This window comes from Catenovulum sediminis (assembly GCF_007289895.1).
In the GTDB taxonomy this organism is placed as follows: domain Bacteria; phylum Pseudomonadota; class Gammaproteobacteria; order Enterobacterales; family Alteromonadaceae; genus Catenovulum; species Catenovulum sediminis.
The window spans coordinates 216,715-234,263 of record NZ_CP041661.1 but is presented as its reverse complement, the minus strand read 5'-3'; the positions used below and the strand labels follow the sequence as shown (position 1 = coordinate 234,263).

General features: G+C 40.8%; 10 protein-coding genes. 7 read left to right on the top strand and 3 right to left on the bottom strand.

All coding sequences use genetic code 11. The features are described from left to right. Nucleotides 1-54: 54 nt before the first annotated feature. From FNT16_RS18455 to FNT16_RS18445, 3 genes are all read right to left on the bottom strand, one after another. Entirely contained in the window at nucleotides 55-786 is a 732-nt protein-coding gene (locus FNT16_RS18455; RefSeq protein WP_185976804.1) for an NUDIX hydrolase, read from the bottom strand. Between the two features lie 612 nt (nucleotides 787-1,398). Further along, the gene (locus FNT16_RS18450) at nucleotides 1,399-4,278 is read right to left on the bottom strand and encodes a glycosyl hydrolase 115 family protein (protein WP_143873304.1); all 2,880 of its coding nucleotides are present in this window, start codon (nucleotides 4,276-4,278) and stop codon (nucleotides 1,399-1,401) included. Nucleotides 4,279-4,304: 26 nt separating this feature from the next. Then, on the bottom strand, nucleotides 4,305-6,254 hold the full coding sequence (locus FNT16_RS18445; RefSeq protein WP_143873302.1) for a sialate O-acetylesterase: 1,950 nt from the start codon (nucleotides 6,252-6,254) through the stop codon (nucleotides 4,305-4,307). Between the two features lie 345 nt (nucleotides 6,255-6,599). Between FNT16_RS18445 and FNT16_RS18440 the strand changes: the two genes are divergently transcribed. The 7 genes from FNT16_RS18440 (at nucleotide 6,600) to FNT16_RS21060 (ending at nucleotide 17,433) form a co-directional block, all read left to right on the top strand. Then, nucleotides 6,600-7,742 (top strand): carbohydrate binding domain-containing protein, encoded by a 1,143-nt coding sequence (locus FNT16_RS18440; RefSeq protein ID WP_143873300.1) that lies wholly within the window; start codon nucleotides 6,600-6,602, stop codon nucleotides 7,740-7,742. Between the two features lie 63 nt (nucleotides 7,743-7,805). Further along, nucleotides 7,806-8,948, top strand: coding sequence for an endo-1,4-beta-xylanase (locus FNT16_RS18435; protein WP_143873299.1), 1,143 nt, complete (start codon nucleotides 7,806-7,808; stop codon nucleotides 8,946-8,948). 69 nt (nucleotides 8,949-9,017) lie between these two features. Continuing rightward, on the top strand, nucleotides 9,018-10,589 hold the full coding sequence (locus tag FNT16_RS18430) for an alpha-N-arabinofuranosidase (RefSeq protein WP_143873297.1): 1,572 nt from the start codon (nucleotides 9,018-9,020) through the stop codon (nucleotides 10,587-10,589). 448 nt (nucleotides 10,590-11,037) lie between these two features. Then, nucleotides 11,038-13,749, top strand: a complete 2,712-nt coding sequence (locus tag FNT16_RS18425; protein WP_143873295.1) for a TonB-dependent receptor — start codon at nucleotides 11,038-11,040, stop codon at nucleotides 13,747-13,749. A 72-nt stretch (nucleotides 13,750-13,821) separates the two neighbouring features. Beyond that, nucleotides 13,822-15,351 carry a tryptophan halogenase family protein gene (locus tag FNT16_RS18420; protein ID WP_143873293.1) on the top strand — a complete coding sequence of 510 codons (1,530 nt, stop codon included), beginning with the start codon at nucleotides 13,822-13,824 and terminating at the stop codon, nucleotides 15,349-15,351. Beyond that, the gene (locus FNT16_RS18415; RefSeq protein ID WP_143873291.1) at nucleotides 15,352-16,047 is read left to right on the top strand and encodes a SapC family protein; all 696 of its coding nucleotides are present in this window, start codon (nucleotides 15,352-15,354) and stop codon (nucleotides 16,045-16,047) included. It abuts the gene before it with no gap. 363 nt (nucleotides 16,048-16,410) lie between these two features. Beyond that, nucleotides 16,411-17,433, top strand: coding sequence for a glycoside hydrolase family 11 protein (locus FNT16_RS21060; protein WP_143873290.1), 1,023 nt, complete (start codon nucleotides 16,411-16,413; stop codon nucleotides 17,431-17,433). Nucleotides 17,434-17,549 lie beyond the last annotated feature (116 nt).

Genomic DNA, 17,549 nt, shown 5'->3' with positions numbered 1-17,549 from the left:
AGGGCTGAGTGGGACGCTTGACGATATTAATGTGAGAGTTAAAGCATTACAAAATTAATACTCAAAGTTAAATCCAAAATCTTTCAATTTCTCATAAACATTGATATCAAATCTGTATAAACTGGCAGCGCGATGTGCCACATCTTTTTGTTTTTCTTTGCAATTTATTAGTAAATTCATTTTTTGAATTTTACGGCGGAAATTGGGTTTATCCAATTTTACATCTAAAATAGCTTCGTAAATCTCTTGTAATTGCAACAAAGTAAATTTTTCGGGTAATAAGCTAAAGCCTATTGGCTCATGGCGGACTTTGTATTTCAGGTGGTTTAAGCAAGACTCAACAATTTCGTTGTGATCAAAGATGAGTTCGGGCAGAGACTTCACATCGAACCACGCAACCTCTAGTGTATTTTTACCTTGTACAATATTCACTTCTTCCATTCTAACGAGTGAGTAATACACAACGGTTACGATACGTCTAAGCGGATAACGGTTTACTTTACCAAAAGCGGCCAGTTGGTCTAGATGAAAGTTTTTAACTCCGGTTGATTGTGTAACCACTCGATAAGCGGCCGTTTCTAAATCTTCATCAAGTTTTACCCAGTGACCAATTAACCCCCATTTATTTGCGGCGATACCATGCTTATATTTAGCTAACAACAGCTTTAGTTTGCCGGCTTCCATTGCAAATATCAGGTTGTCTACCGTGATGTTTTTCATGCAATCATCTGGCAAGTATTCTTCTTTATCCATTTCTGGCGCGCGTAGTTTATTGGGTTCTATCATCTATTTCTTTAGTGTTGTTATATATCTGGCTTAAATATCATTTGACTATGTTAAGTGAAAAGCCGTCGATAGGCAATGAAAACCATTGTTTTTGTTTAACAATCTTAACACATATAATCGTATCATATTGTGCTTGACGGGTTGACATGCCAGTTTTTAAAGTTGCCCGGTAATAATCTGTTTGGTTGGTTTAAATTATTGTAATTATTTAATAAATTTTATTTTTTTTAATCAGGTTTTTGTATTTCTTAACTTGCATCAGAGCATGAGTTTTAGTCTGAAATCAAATCACTATATAGGCTTACTACTCATTTTTCATTGGATAAAGGGTTCGATGGTATAATCTTATTGTTTTTATTACTATTATGGGGCTGTGCATATCATGCGTTTTTGATTAGATAATAAGCAAAGCTTAAGAAGAAGCTTTTGCTGCTGGGGGAAGTCGATTAAACCTTACACATAACTTCAACAAATATATTTTGAAAGGTTTACAGGAGCAGTCCTTTATTAGCCGACAAAGTTTGTCGCTTGAGTCGGCTAATGCAAGCAAAACTAAAAGCACAACGCTGCCTATTGATGCTTTTAGTTTAGTCATTATTTGCAATCCGATAGTTATTTAAATTGGCTCTCTGGTGGGCCAAGGTAACTGGGTTTTAAACCGCCGGTGTCAATCAAAATACGCTCAACCCCAACGGATAAATCCAGATTGTGCAATTGAATTGTATGCTGGCCTGCTTTATCAATAACAATATTCGTTTTAATTTTACGAATGCCTTCACTAACCGCTGCACCCCACGCTGGTTTTTTAGTGGATAAATCCAATTCAATTACCCTAACCGGACCATTATTCACTGAGATCCCTAATTTGGGTGTTCTATCAGGAAAGTAACTGAGCGTTGGCAGAGCCTGTATTTCAACGGCAAACTGGCCGGTTGAGAAAAAGCTAACTGGGTATTCAACAACCGGATGATCATCACGGATGTCAAAGGTTCGGTAACTTTTAGGAAAGACAGAGATGGTATCCGCCGTTCTGCCTAAACCCTTAATCACTTGCCAGCGATAACCCTCAACAGTATTGGCTTGGCTAAAGTTCGCTGCGTTTATTGCTACATAACCATCGGCTTCGACAAAACCGGTTGCTTTTTGGGTTAGCTTTTGCGGCGCCTTGTTAGCTGTTATGTGGATTTGAGCTGCTTGCCAGCTAGTCCCTTTAATACTAATGCTGCCTTTATGTTGCCCGGCTGGTAATTTACGCCAGTCAATCGAAACTTGCAGTTGTAAATGGTCGGTAACCTCGCCATTTAGGTGGTTGAGTTTGATCCAGTCAGCGGATGTTTGAACATTAAACTTGTAGGGCGTTAAGCCCCGGTTATAAAGTTCAATGCCGCGTTTTGCTAGCCCCATAGAGTCAAATTCAAGGTTGAAACTGCCGGTATCCGGGAAACTGGCGGCACTGCCTTCTACTGTTAATCCCATTTCAGCACTTGGGTGAGGTTGGTACTCATATAAAACGGGTAGCGTATCGGCCGCTGGGTTATTCCAGTTGTTATAGCCTATATGGGGTTGATCCATAAAATGCTGCCATTTACCTTGGTTAATAGAATCATACTCAGCTTTAAGGGCTGCATCTTTTGCAAATAAGGTTCGAGCTAAGGTGGCATATTTATTCGCATTCACTCGCCCTTGCATTGCATATAATCGGTTTTTCGCAGTTGCAAAATATAGCTTACTGACAATGGCGGTGGCTTTAACTGGGTGCAGGACGAGCTGGAAAAACGCATCCTGTCTCGTTTTATCTATTTTATGATAAAGGGATTCAGCTAGCGCCACTGCTTCATTTAGTTCCTGTTCGATTCGATCTGCTTCATTATAATGGATTTGGCTATAAACATCGGCAGACATTAACTCTGGTTTTCTGCGTTGGTTGTGACGAGTATAGGTTTTGACAAGTTGATTGATTTGCTCTGCGTATTGTGAGCCAAAGTATCTGGTTGCCCAGTCAATACCGTATGCATCGAGATTATTTTGATTAAAATCAGTTGGATCCCAAGCCATTTTTAAAAAAAACTCGGTTGGGTATTCCATAGGTTTTAAATCGCCTACATTGGTTATCCAGATTTGATTCGCATTAAATATATAAGCTTGATTCATTTGCTCCCAAATCTTTGCAATAGGGGTAACATTGATCCAGCGGTATGAGCGTGGTCCGCCGACATAATCAAAATGATAATACACCCCAGCACCACCGCTTCTGGCTTGCTCTGCCTGTGTCGGTAAGCGGCGAATATTGCCCCAGTTATCATCTGCCCAAAGCAAAATCACATCGTCTGGTACACGCATGCCTTTTTCGTAAAATGCCTGAACTTCTTTATATAAACACCAGACCTGTGGAATATCCTGCAAGTTTTTGTCTTTAATTTGCTTGGCTAAAATTCGGCGTTGGTCGGCAACAATTTGTTCCAACAATTTGATGTTTTCACCTTCTTGCATTGCGCTGTCTTCGCGACCACGCATGCCGAGTGTATATAGGCTTTCGTATGGCGCATTGCGTTTTACTCCGCGTTGCCAGAACTGATATAAGTTTTGACGGTTGGTTGAATATTGCCATTCTCCTTCGCCGTCTCTATCCCACTCTTTATCGGCTCGCATCATAGGTTCGTGGTGTGATGTGCCCATGACGATGCCATATTCATCAGCCAGCACCATGTTTTGTCTGTCATCGTCTGCAAACGCATTATTCCACATTGCCGGCCAGAGATAATTGGCTTTAAGGCGTAGCATTAACTCAAATACATTGACATAAAACTGATGATTGTAACCACCAAAGTTTTTATTTACCCAGTTAGTCAGAGCCGGTGCTTCATCATTTAAAAAGATACCGCGATACTTGACTTTAGGGATTTCTACAATGGGCTTGTGTAATTGGCTGAATAAGGTTTTAGATTTTTTGACCGGTATATCCGCCCAGTAATACCAAGGAGAAACACCCGCTTGTTCACTAATATCATACGTGCCATAAATAGCGCCGCGCTTATTACTGCCCGCAATGATTAAAGCTTTTTTTATCTTGGGGGATATATCATTAGCCAATTGGATCTGATACGCATCCCATTGATTGTCAATGGCTGTTAAATTGATTTTTGCCGCTTGTTCAAGCTGTTTTAGTAATTGAGATTGGCCGATAGTGGCTATAACAATGACATTACCGCTGGCGGTTGTTAAGTCATTTATGAGCGGTAATTTTTGACCGGTAACCGCCTGTAGATCGTCTTGTAAGTCTTGAGCCGCTCTCAAAACACCTTTGCTTTCATTCGCTGCAACAAAAATACTGGCATTAGACTGGCCAACAATCACCATGCTTTGTTTGGTATCTGTGGCTGATTGGTCGGCATAGATAAACTGCTGTACACCAAATGCAAAAACCGGCTGGAGCAGACTGCATAACAAAGCTGCCAGCAGGCAGATTTGTTGTTTTAGTTTAGATAAGTTCAAAATATCACCTAACAATTAATGACAATTTAATGACAAGTTGTTGATACCGGCAACTCTGCCGGATAAGCTGGTAACGCTTTGTTATTGGTTAAGTTTGCGCGTTCAGGATTGCTTTGCCATGCATAGCGGACAAACTTAACTTGGCTGGCATCCGCTGTATTGATAATAATATTCGCGTCTTTAATTTTGGCATCTACCCACTGATAGCTTGTGCCATCGTTAGAAATTGCAAAACCGTCTAGCTTTTCGCCTTTGATGAATAAGCCGTTTTGTGGGTTTTCAATTTTAATAACAATTTGATTGTCTGTTTGCAGGGCGCAGCTTAAAATTGGCCCTTGATAAACGACATTGTGTTGGCCATATACAGTGTTCAGCGCAGCCAATGCAAATCTATCCCCGACCGTTTTTTTATTGAGTGGATGAATATCATTCCATTCGCCTACATCAATAGCTGTGATCATCGCTGTATTAGCCAGTTTAAGAGCCGCCGCCTGCGCTGCTCGAGTTTGTGCCCAACCAGCGTTGGAAGGGTCTTTATCCGCACTCATATAATTGGCAAGTTGAGTAAAAATAAATGGTAGACGCGGGTTGTTAAGTGTCTCTCGCCAGTTTTGGATCATTGCCGGAAACACTTTGGCATACTTTTCTGGATGACCAGCGTTAGATTCGCCCTGATACCAAATTACGCCTTTAACTTGCATGTTTTTAAGTGGCGCAAACATCGCGTTATACATTGCATTTGGTTGCATATGTGGCCAAAATTGAGTCGATGGTGCATTGTCCATTTTCGCGCCAAAACGGAATTTCCAGATACCCGCTAGATTAATTTTACTATCAGCAAAACTGATTTGATAAGGTTTATCTGGAATAAAACCACCTTGTCCGGCAGGCGCAACAATGCGTACAACCAGAGAATTTACCCCAGCTTTTAGAAGGCTGCTATCAATAGTGTAACGGCGCGGTGGGTATTGATAACTAACATGACCAACTTCTACCCCGTTCACATAGGTTGTATCAGAGTCAATAATTCTCCCCAGTTCTAAAAATCCGTTTTGCTGCGCCTGAGCGGGCGTGAGGTTAAAAGTGGTTCTATACCAGGCTGCACCACTAAAATCCTCGGTGCCCTGATCGCCCCAATAACCCGGAACCGACATAGTACGCCAGTAACTGTCGTCATAGTCTGGATTTTGCCAGTTATATTGTTTGCCTAAATCACTTTGATTTAGTTTTTGCCACCAATTATTGCTGTTAGTTTTATCTTGTTGTTGTATTTTTTCTAAATAACCGTCTTGCTGATTATTTTGCACCGTTTGATAATCTTCCGGAAATGCTTTTAAAGCAGCTTCGCTCATCCAACCCTGAGCGCGAGAGCCGCCATATGCATTATTGATGATAGCTACCGGCACACCCGTTTGTTGGTGGATTTTTTTCGCAAAAAAATAACCGACCGCTGAAAAAGAGCCTATATTGCCTGATTCCGCTTTAAGCCAGTTGGCAGATTTTACTTGCTTGAGTGGTCCATTATAGGCTGAGTGTTTGTCTATTTTTAACTGGCGGATTTGTGGAAAGTGATCTTGCTTAAGTTCGTTTTTATAGGTCAATCCAACGCGCTGCATCGGCAACTCCATATTGGATTGGCCAGATACAAACCAGACGTCACCAAATAATACGTCCTTGAGTTCCAGTTGCTGATTTGCTGTTATAAATGTCAACCTGTGAGGCCCACCGGCGGACATTTTGGGTAACTTTGTTTGCCAGTAACCCGCTTGAATGGTTGTTCTATCTATGGTTTTTCCATCCAACTGAATGAGCAAAGTCTCATCTTGATCTGAGTAACCGCTGATTACGTTAGCAGTGTTTCGCTGTAAGATCATTGAATCGGCGAATTGTGGAGCGAGTTTGATTTTTGCCTGTGCCAAAGTAGACAAACTCATCAAACTTAAAAGGACTAACGGCTTAACTATCTGTTTTTTCATCTTGGTTTATTATTGTTCATATAACAATAAGGTTAATCTAACTAAAAATATATAACATTTCAATATCAATTTTTAACTCGACTAGCGTGTGTTTTGCTGAGAATAGGGAAATAAACCCGTTTTTATAGGTGTTAACTGGCTTAATGTGTGCGGTTTAGTCAGTGTTTGAGTTCTGGTTGGATGATTTTAAGTATATGTTTGTTATTAAATATTTTGGTTATTGATGGCTAACTTTAAGAGTTAGCTCAATATAGTTAAAATAAATATAACAATGCATTGACAAATTTGATAACTCATTTGTATACTCTTTATGGTTTTTGTGACTATTACGGTAAAGGTACCATCATGTTTAAGTTGAACCATATATTAGTATTAATACTTGCAACAGGTAGCATTACAGCTTGTAGCTGGGAAACCGATGAAGAAAGCGCTTGGACAGTTGAAGTTGAGCAACCCCAAAATTCTGAGGATGAAGGTGGCGACACTAATGACGATAGCGACACGAATGACGATAGCGGTGAAGGTAGTGATCAAAATGCTGCTATTGTTTATCAAACCAGTTTTGAAGATGGCACAGTCGGAGACTGGATTGCACAAGGCTCGGTTGGGATGGCAACGGTGCAGGATGCGCAAGATGGTGTCTATGCGCTTGAAGCAAGTGGCCGTGCCGAGAACTGGAATGCACCAGGGGTTGTCCTGACTGAACAATTAGAGGTGGGTAAAACATATCAGTTTTCAGCTTGGGTTAAACTGTCAGGCAGCGACGCTGCAAACATTAAAATGACGTTAAAAACCAGTGTAGAAGGACAAGAAACAACATATAACGGTGTGACTGAAGCCGTTGCAGCGAGCGACTCTGATTGGGTGGAAGTTAAAGGAACTTATACATTTACAGCGGAAGGGACAGTCACGGAAGCTTTTTTGTATGTTGAAGGTCCAGAAGCTGGCGTGGATTATTTGATTGATAATTTTGTGGTTGAACAAGTGCAGGCTGCATCGGAAGAAGAAACTCAGAGTGATTTGTATTCTGCTAATTTTGACGACGGTACAGTGGGTGATTGGTCGCAACAAGGTGGGATCACCATTGAAGCGGTTGAAAATGCAAAAGTAGGATCACATGCATTAAGTGCGACAGGAAGAACCGCTGGCTGGAATGCGCCAGGTGTTGAATTGGTTGAAACCTTAGTGGTTGGTAACACATATGAGTTCAGTTTTTGGCTGAAATTATTAGATAAGGAAGCCGCTCAGGTTAAAGCTTCGATAAAATATAGTTTCGGTACTGCAAACGACCAATACGGTGAAGTTTTGCCTTTAACCGATGCTAGCAATGCAGACTGGGTACAATTAACCGGTCAATATACGGTAGATGCTATGGGGGAATCTGAGGCTCCAACGGGCATTTTTGTTTATATCGAAAGCAGTGATGCTGAGGCTAGCTACTTAATTGATAACTTTACAATTAATCCAGCTTCACCGGAAACGGATTAGCTGGAAGCTAACACTTTATCTATCCCTCATTTAAAAAAACAATATAAACGACACGGTTAATTTATGAATAAGATATTAAAAGCACTTGTTACGAGTTGCACTTTGATTGGTTTGGTCGCATGTGGCTCAGGCAATACCAACATTCCTGAAGCGCATTATTCTAACGACGGACTTCAACTTGATGAACCTTTGACTGAATATTCACAGGTAACTGTGACTAGTCTAAAAGAAGGGGCTGATTTACCGATTGGCGTCGCGGTTCCAGCGGGCGGTGCCTCAAACAGTATTTTTGTCAGTGAAGAAAGAAAAAATATTGTACTTCAGCATTTTAGCCAGGTTTCGGCTGAAAATATAATGAAGATGGATGCATTGCACCCGTCACAAGGCAACTTTAATTTTGATGCTGCGGATGAGCTGGTTAATTTTGCGGCGAACAATGGTTTGAGTGTGCACGGTCATGTTTTAGTGTGGCATAGTCAAACTGCTGGTTGGATGGAATCATTCAGTGGCAGTAAAGTTGAGTGGATCGACATGATGGAAAATCATGTAACACAGATAGCGACACATTTTTCAGGGCGTTTGCAAAGTTGGGATGTCGTAAACGAAGCCTTTTTAGAAAATGGAGAATATCGGGATGATGGCTCAATTTGGTATCAGAATATTGGTGCAGAGTTTATCGAACGTGCATTTACCACAGCCCGATCCGCAGATGCCAATGCCGAGCTATATTACAATGATTATAACCTTTCAAGCAGTGAGCCTAAAATTGACGCTGTAGTGGCAATGGTAAAAGATTTTCAGGCGCGTAATATTCCAATTGATGGGGTCGGTTTTCAAATGCATATTGGAGCAGATTCACCCAGCGCTGATACCATAAAAGCACATTTTCAAAAGGTCGTTGATTTAGGTATTAAAGTTAAAATTACCGAATTAGACATTCGTATGAATGCAGCAAACAATGACGACGCGTTAACACCGGATATCGCGGAACGTCAAAAAGAACGTTACTACGAAGTTGTTTCTGCTTACCTTGAAACCGTACCAGCAGCGCAAAGAGGCGGGATTACTATTTGGGGTATAACGGATGCGGATAGCTGGATTATTAATTTATACGACCAGCCCGACTGGCCATTACTGTTTAACAGCGAATTAGAAGCTAAGCCCGCATTACAAGGTGTGGCAGATGCAATTGCTGATAATCAATAGTTAGTAAAATGCCGGTTTTCGTTTTCACCGGCTTTTTCTCTTTTATAACTTACACGCTAAAGGTATTAAATGATTCAATTCGCTTTTCAATTGCCAAATAAATTACTGTCCAGTGTCTTGCTTACGTGTACATTAAGTGCGTTTTCTGTTCTAGCTGAAAATCAGGCTGTGATTTCAGTGGACACGGATAATACAACTTTTACGATCAACAAAAATATTTATGGCCAATTTACTGAGCATTTAGGCAGAGGTATATATGAAGGAATATGGGTAGGGGAAGATTCAGATATTCCCAATACCCGAGGTTATCGCAATGATGTGATTAACGCATTGAAAAATTTACCAGTGCCTGTCGTCAGGTGGCCTGGAGGCTGTTTTGCCGATGAATATCACTGGCGAGACGGCATTGGTAATCGAGCGTCACGTCCAACCCGGGTTAATTCAAACTGGGGTGGGGTTGAAGAAAGTAACCAGTTTGGCACACATGAATTTTTTGAGTTTGCCGAAATGATCGGCGCAGAGACTTACTTGAATGTTAATCTAGGTACAGGTACCGCAAAGGAGATGGCACAGTGGCTCGAATATATGACAGCGACGAATAATTCAAGCCTAGCTCAAGAGCGACGTGCGAATGGCCGACATAAACCGTTTAAAATTGATTATTTGACGATTGGTAACGAGGCTTGGGGTTGTGGTGGTAACATGACGCCTGAATATTACGCCGATTTATATAATCAATATGCAACTTTCGCCAAAACATATAGTGGTAAGCCACCGGTGTTTGTTGCAAGTGGCGGTACCGGAGACGATACCAAGTGGACTGAAGTTTTAAGTCAAAATAAACGCGCTAAAATGGATGCGATTTCTTTTCACTATTATACGCTACCGACCAACGACTGGAATAAAAAGGGTAAGGCCATCTATTTTCCGCAATCTGAGTGGGACTCAACTATGGTGAATACACTCAAGATTGAAAAGTTTATTCGGGATAATTTAAAAGTATTGGATACTCATGATCCTGAAGGGAATATCGGTTTTTATGTCGACGAATGGGGAACTTGGTACGATGTTGAACCCGAGCACAACCCTGGGTTTTTGTATCAGCAAAATACTATCCGTGACGCTGTGGTAGCCGCTGCAAATCTAAATATATTCCATCAATATGCTGAGCGCGTACAGATGACAAATATTGCTCAAATGGTCAATGTATTACAGGCGATGATACTGACGGACAAAGAAAAAATGATACTGACGCCGACCTATCATACGTTTAAGATGTATGCGCCGTTTCAGGATGCGCAATTTATTCCGCTCGAGATAGACACGATGGACTACGAAAGCTCCGGGGATGATAGTTACCCAGCCGTAAGTGTGTCAGCAGCTAAAGCTAAAGATGGTTATATTTATTTATCGCTTGTTAATTTATCTTCAAAAAATCTGGCTGATGTAAAATTAAAACTTACAAACAAGGTTTTTACACGAGCAGAGGGAGAGTTACTGACCTCCGAAAAAATGAATAGTTTCAATTCTTTTTCTCAACCTGAGCGCGTTAAACCAGAAAAAGTAGGGTATGCAATCAAGCGAGGTAGGTTATCTGTGGCCTTGCCTCAGCATTCAGTGCTTGTGGTTAAGCTTCGTTAGCTGATCGATTAAGTTAAAACCTGTTAGCTCAGTTGGCTTACCTCAAACAGGCGAGCCAATTGAGCTGGCGAGTCCGTGTCGATTTTCCTGGCTTACTCTTTTTTAGTCCTCTTTTTACCCTTATTTTCTCTCCTATTTCCCTTCCTATCTCCCTTATGTAAAAGTCCTTTGAACTATAATGTTAATGTGCTGTGTTGTATTATGGCTTAATTATTTTTAGACATCTTATTAAAATTAGAGAGAAAGGGTCTGTATAAAAAGCATTTATAATCAGCGGTTTATATTTTTTATCGTGGTTAATGTAAAATAATTGTATTAATTAGATTGCGGTTGTGGTGCGTGTATGATATATCTATATACTATATGGTCTAAATGACAACTACTGGCCGTATGGGATGAGCGACACATACGTTATTAAGCACGAATTCAAATTAGAGAGAGAGGGGCTATGTTTAAACAAACATTACTATCAGTTTCAATTTTATCTGCGTTAGCGGCGACACCCGTTTTAGCCGCTGAGGAAGGCGCATCAACTGAGGTTATCAAAGTGTCCGGTATCAGAGGAAGTCTGATATCGTCTATGAGTGTGAAACAGGATGGCAACGGCGTTGTTGACGCAATATCAGCAGAAGATATAGGTAAATTTCCAGATACAAATTTGGCTGAGTCATTACAACGAATTACCGGTGTATCGATCGACCGCAGCAGTGGTGAAGGGCAGCAGGTAACTGTACGTGGTATGGGACCTTCGTTTAATTTAGTGACGTTAAACGGTCGTCAAATGCCAAATAGTGGTGAAGGTCGGGCATTTGATTTTAGTGATATCGCTTCTGAAATGGTGAGCGGTGTTGAAGTTTATAAAACTTCGTCTGCTGCAATGCAATCTGGTGGTATAGGTGCATTAATTAATATCACAACCGCAAGGCCACTGGCGTTAGGAGATAAAATTTCAGCCAGTGCTAAAATGTCATCTGATGTTAAAGCTGGGGAAATCACGCCACAAATTTCAGGTTTAATCAGCCGTGAAATAACGGATAACTTTGGCATTTTATTTGCGGGTGCTTACCAACAGCGCAAAACAGAAGAAGATAGACTGGCGGTAACGCGCTGGAATACAAACCCGAATATCAGCGGCGTTGAAAACGTTCAAGGGTTAACCAGTGATAATTATTTTGTCCCTCAGCAATCTATGTATAGCAGACGTCAGGATGAACGTACCCGTATTAACGGTAACCTAGTTTTGCAATATAAGCCATCTGATAACTTAAGCACAACGCTGGATATAATGTATGCAGATGAAGAAGTTGATCGGTACAAACAAGAAGCTGCGACCTGGTTCTCGCAAAATACAGCACAGTCGATCACCTTTGATAATAACGGCACTACAATCGCTTACGATCAAGGCTCGAGTGCAGTTGACTTTTTTGCAGGTAAAGAAGTTTCCCGTACACTCAATAAATCAGCAGCACTAGGCGCTGAGTGGAAGTTAACAGACTCGTCTACAATAGAGGTTGAATATAGCACTGCGAAGTCAGAGTCTAACCCAGACGGTGAGTTTAATATTAATCAATCAGATGTCCAGTTTGATACGCCGTGGGGTTTTGAAGTGTCAGATGAGTTGGCATATTTTACATTTGATACACAAGACATGGCAGCTAATGGCAGCGCAGGGTTACGTACCTGGGTAAACGAGATGTATCAGGACAATCGTGAAGATCAAATTGATCAAACACGTTTTGATTATAGCTTTGATGATGGTGGTAATACCAAGGTTAAAGCCGGTTTAATGTATACCGACCAAACTAAAGATATTCGCAACGCGCAAAACGACCAAACTTGGGATGATTTTGCGTGGGATGTTTATGGTAGTCAGGATGTAAGAGATGAAGATTATAACTGGAACCCTGTTGGTGGCTTTATGGATGCTTTTGGAGGGGCTGGCGGATTTGCGGATGTCAATTTAGGCTGGTTTAACTTTGATCCAATTGTTGTGCGAAATCATTGGTTGGAGGATATTGATGATAATCTACCGTTAGATTATTTCTATCCAGAATATCAAACAAGTTCATATACAATTAACGAGAAAACAACGTCAGCGTATCTTGAATTAACTTCATTTACTGAGCTAGCGGGTGAGCCGTTAACGATAGTAGTTGGTGCGCGCTATGAAGACACTAAAATTGCTTCAACCGGTAATGAGCAAACTTTGCTTGAGTTGGAGTTTACCGATCCAGAAGAGGATATGAATCGCATTCAATCTGACTTTATTAAGTATACCGATGAATCAGATTACAATATTTTATTGCCTAGTTTGTCGGTTAAATATGAAGCAACTGATGAACTTATAATGCGATTTGCCGCATCTCGCTCGATTACTCGTCCGTCTTTAAATGATATGACTTCTGTACGCTCTATTCGCGGTACGCGTCCTGGATTATTAGATGCTTCGGCCGGTAATCCAGGGTTACGCCCTTTTGTATCTGATAACTTGGATTTGTCTGCTGAGTGGTATTTTAGTGATGTCGATTATGTTTCGGTAGGGGCGTTTGTTAAAAACGTGAGTAACTTTATTGTGACTCGAGTGTTTGAAGAAGACATTAATGGTGTAACCGACCCGTCAACCGGTACTGATCCAACTGGGCCGGATGCTCAAGACAAAGTGGCAATATTTAATGTAAGTCGACCCGCGAATGGTGAAGATGCACAAGTTTATGGTTATGAAATCGCAGGCCAGTATGCTTTTGGAGATACGGGTTTTGGGACCGTTGCTAACGTGACCTTAGTATTTACCGATAGTGATTTTGACCGCGAAAACGTCGGCCAAACCTTTGCGGTTACCGGCCTAAGTCATTCAGCGAACTTGGTTGGTTATTATGAGAAAGATGGTTTCCAAGCTCGTTTAGCGTATAACTGGCGTGATGAATTTCTACAAAGATTTGGTCAAAATACTTTATCAACGACAGAACCAACCATAGTCGATGCCTATTCTCAGTTAGATTTAACGGTGAGTTATGACTTAAATGACGAGCTGTCTGTATTCCTTGAAGGGATTAATATTACAGATGAAGCTTATCGTTCACACGGTCGATATGCAAATCAGTTGGTTGAGGCAACTGATGTAGGTGCTCGCTATTCTGTAGGCATTCGAGGTAGCTTTTAATTGAGCACTCAATTAAATTAGGCTCTTTATGGGCCACTTATTGTGGCCTTTTACGATTTTGGCAGGTGAGAAATGACAAACAGCAAAATTAGTTCGATTTTGATTGTGGGTGGTGGTTCTGCAGGTTGGTTGACTGCTGGGATTATTGCTGCACGGCACGGTCAGAGTGTAAAAATTAGTTTGTTAGAATCCAGCACACTGCCAACTATTGGTGTTGGTGAGGGGACTTGGCCTACAATGAAAACCACGTTGCAAAAAATGGGGATTTCAGAAACCGAGTTCTTTCGCTATTGTGACGTCTCTTTTAAACAGGGTGCGAAATTTTGTCAGTGGGTAACAGGTAAAAAAGACGATTTTTACTATCACCCGCTCACTTTGCCCAAAGACTTTCTTGATATAAACCTTGCACCGTTTTGGCTAGAAAATCCGAGTGATTCTTTCTCAAACTCAGTCAGCTTTCAGGAAGCTATTTGTGAAAAAAATTTAGCACCCAAAACCTTGTTAATGCCAGAATATGCTGCTGCGGCAAATTATGCCTATCATCTGGATGCGGGTAAATTGACAGAGTTTTTATCACAGCATTGTCAGCAAAAGTTGAATGTGCAGCATATTATCGGCACAGTGGATGAAGTATTGGTTTCGGAGCAGGGAGATATTAATAGCGTAAAAACGCAGGATGGACAAAGTTATCAAGCTGACTTATTTATTGATTGTACTGGCATGTCTTCATTACTGTTGGGCAAGGCATTGAACACCGAGTTTGTTGATAAAAGTGATGTTTTGTTTATCGACAGAGCGATAGCAACCCAAGTGCCGTATGAATCAGAAGATTCTCCTATTTTACCTTATACTTTATCGACTGCGCAGAGCGCTGGTTGGATTTGGGATATAGGCTTAACTAGTCGACGTGGGACAGGGCATGTATATTCATCACGCCATATGAGTGATGATCAGGCACTCAAGCAATTTTCTGATTATTTGGGTAAACCGCTTAAAGAAACAACCGTCAAAGAAATTAAAATTCCATGCGGACACCGTAAAGAATTTTGGAAGCATAACTGCGTGGCTGTCGGCATGGCTGCTGGTTTCCTTGAGCCTCTTGAAGCTTCAGCTTTAGTATTAGTTGAACTCAGCGCTAATTATATTCGCGATCAATTACCTGAAAATAAAGCGATTATGCCGATTATTGCTAAGCGCTTCAATCAGTTAAATACGCACAGATGGAACAGCATAGTTGATTTCTTAAAATTACATTATGTATTGAGTAAAAGAACAGACAGTCAGTTTTGGTGTGATAACCGAGATCCGCAGACTATTCCTGATTCTTTACAAGAGTTATTGCAGCTTTGGCAGTATCAAAGCCCTTATATGCATGACTTTTTATATAAAGAAGAGGTGTTTCCTGCGGCAAGCTATCAGTATGTCTTATATGGTATGGGCTTTGATACTCAAGCAGCACTGGCAATGAGCTCGCAGCAACGGCAAAGATATGCGCAAAGTATAAATGAAAACAAACAGATTAAGCAAAAAGCGCTAAACAGTTTGCCGGACAACCGCACGCTATTGAATAAAATTAAAACTTTTGGCATGAAGGCGATCTAAATGACTAACGATTATCAGATGTTGAGTAAAACAGCGCATAAAAATTTAAGAGTTTGTGAAAGTAAGCTCCATGATTTGCAAGTTGCTACACAAATCGCACCAGTGCTAATTACCGAGGTAGACAGGCTGGCAGCCGAGTTTTCACTATTTTTTTCGAAAAATAGTCAAACGGGTGATTTTGTGCTGGTGGCATTGTTAGGCTTTAGCGACAATGAAAATCTGTTTTTAGCAGACGGACAATGGCAGTCCAGCTCGATTCCTCTGGCGTTTGAGCGACACCCGTTTTTAATTGAACAAACTGACGGGAGTATTTTTATTGATATGCAGAGCCCAGCTGTCAGTACTACCGAAGGTGAACGAATTTTTGACGATACAGGTGAGGCGAGTGCTTACTTACAGCGCAAAATCTCTGTACTCGAAGCCATTTATAATGGTGCAGAACCGACGCAACAGTTTATTAAGTTGTTGCAAGAATATAACTTGTTAGAGCCGGTTAAGTTGGATATCACATTTGCTAATCAGTCTCAGCAATCTATTGACGGCTTATATACCATAGCTTCAGAGCGTTTAGCAGGATTGGCAGAGCAAGCTATGATTAACCTTCACAAACAAAACTTACTGCAACCCTGTTTTCTCGTAATGCATTCATTACAACATTTACAGGCACTTATCGATAAAAAGAATCAGCGGCTGTGAATCCCATTTCAATTTAATCTTGCTATAAAAACGCCCAGCGCATCACTGGAGAGGCGTCTTGTATCTGTCTTTATTTAATTTATTGGTTTTGACTATAAGGTTGTCATTTTACTGCATTTTGTTGAATGATGTTTAAGTCAATCATATTGAGTTATTTTAGTTTTTTAGCTATTTATCAATTTGTTAATGACTCTATTTTTATTGTGTGATTTTTAGGTTAATTAAATGTGATAGGCGTTGACACGTTTGTAAATGTGATCAAGACTATAACTGTTCGGTTTTTGTTCTGTTTAACTGATGGACTACAGAATAGGCTGAATAAAATGTTTAATTGATAAACACTTAAAAATAGGGAATCTCGTTATGAGAATTAAAAATACGAATTTAGTTAGAATGATTATCGCAGCTGCCGCCTTAACTTTTTCATCGGTTCAGGCTCAGACGCTAACTTCCAATGAGACCGGTTATAATAATGGGTATTTCTATTCATTTTGGACCGATGCACCCGGGACCGTTAGTATGACGTTAGGGGCGGGTGGTAACTATAGTTCTTCATGGACCAATACAGGTAACTGGGTTGGTGGTAAAGGCTGGAGTACAGGTGGCCGAAAAATAGTAAATTATTCCGGTACTTTTACGCCATCCGGCAATGGGTATTTAACTCTGTATGGTTGGACAACAAATCCATTGGTTGAATACTATATTGTTGATAACTGGGGGACTTATCGTCCGGGTGAAAGTGGTACTTATTACGGTACAGTAACAACTGATGGCGGTACTTATGACATTTACCGAACTCAAAGAGTGAATCAACCTTCTATTCAGGGCAATGCTACGTTTTATCAATACTGGAGTGTTAGGCAGCAAAAACGAACCGGTGGCACGATTACGACGGGGAATCACTTTGATGCTTGGGCCAGCCATGGTTTAAACCTTGGTACGCATGATTATATGGTGATGGCGACCGAAGGATACCAAAGTAGTGGTAGTTCGAATATTACAGTAAGTGAAGGCACTAGCAGTAGTAGCTCAGGTATTACCGTACGTGCTCGTGGTACCACTGGTAGTGAACACATTAAACTTAATGTTGGTGGTACGACTGTTGCTGATTGGTATCTGACAACTAACAATCAAAATTATGTATATCTGGGCAATGCGAGTGGAGACATCAACGTTGAATTTGATAATGATGCCTCTGGCCGTGATGTTGTATTAGATTATATTCAAGTTAACGGTGAAACCCGTCAGGCAGAAAATATGGAATATAATACAGCCGCTTATGACGGTGGTTGTGGCAATGGCTCATATTCTGAAATGATGCAGTGCAATGGTGTTATCGGATTCGGTTCTACCAGCGATTGCTTCAGCGGAAGCTGCTCTCAATAAAGCACACAGATAGAATATACTGCTTGCCATTTAAGTAGTTTAGCCTCAAGCCGGCTTTGTATTAAAGCCGGTTTTTTTGGTCGTTAAGCGTCTAGAAAAGGAGACATCAGTTAATT

Bases quoted from the DNA above. Each gene is read 5' to 3' on its own strand.
- FNT16_RS18430 (WP_143873297.1), top strand. From the start codon at position 9,018: ATGATTCAATTCGCTTTTCAATTGCCAAATAAATTACTGTCCAGTGTC.
- FNT16_RS18425 (WP_143873295.1), top strand. From the start codon at position 11,038: ATGTTTAAACAAACATTACTATCAGTTTCAATTTTATCTGCGTTAGCG.
- FNT16_RS18435 (WP_143873299.1), top strand. From the start codon at position 7,806: ATGAATAAGATATTAAAAGCACTTGTTACGAGTTGCACTTTGATTGGT.
- FNT16_RS18455 (WP_185976804.1), bottom strand. From the start codon at position 786: ATGATAGAACCCAATAAACTACGCGCGCCAGAAATGGATAAAGAAGAA.
- FNT16_RS18445 (WP_143873302.1), bottom strand. From the start codon at position 6,254: ATGAAAAAACAGATAGTTAAGCCGTTAGTCCTTTTAAGTTTGATGAGT.
- FNT16_RS18420 (WP_143873293.1), top strand. From the start codon at position 13,822: ATGACAAACAGCAAAATTAGTTCGATTTTGATTGTGGGTGGTGGTTCT.
- FNT16_RS18415 (WP_143873291.1), top strand. From the start codon at position 15,352: ATGACTAACGATTATCAGATGTTGAGTAAAACAGCGCATAAAAATTTA.
- FNT16_RS21060 (WP_143873290.1), top strand. From the start codon at position 16,411: ATGAGAATTAAAAATACGAATTTAGTTAGAATGATTATCGCAGCTGCC.
- FNT16_RS18440 (WP_143873300.1), top strand. From the start codon at position 6,600: ATGTTTAAGTTGAACCATATATTAGTATTAATACTTGCAACAGGTAGC.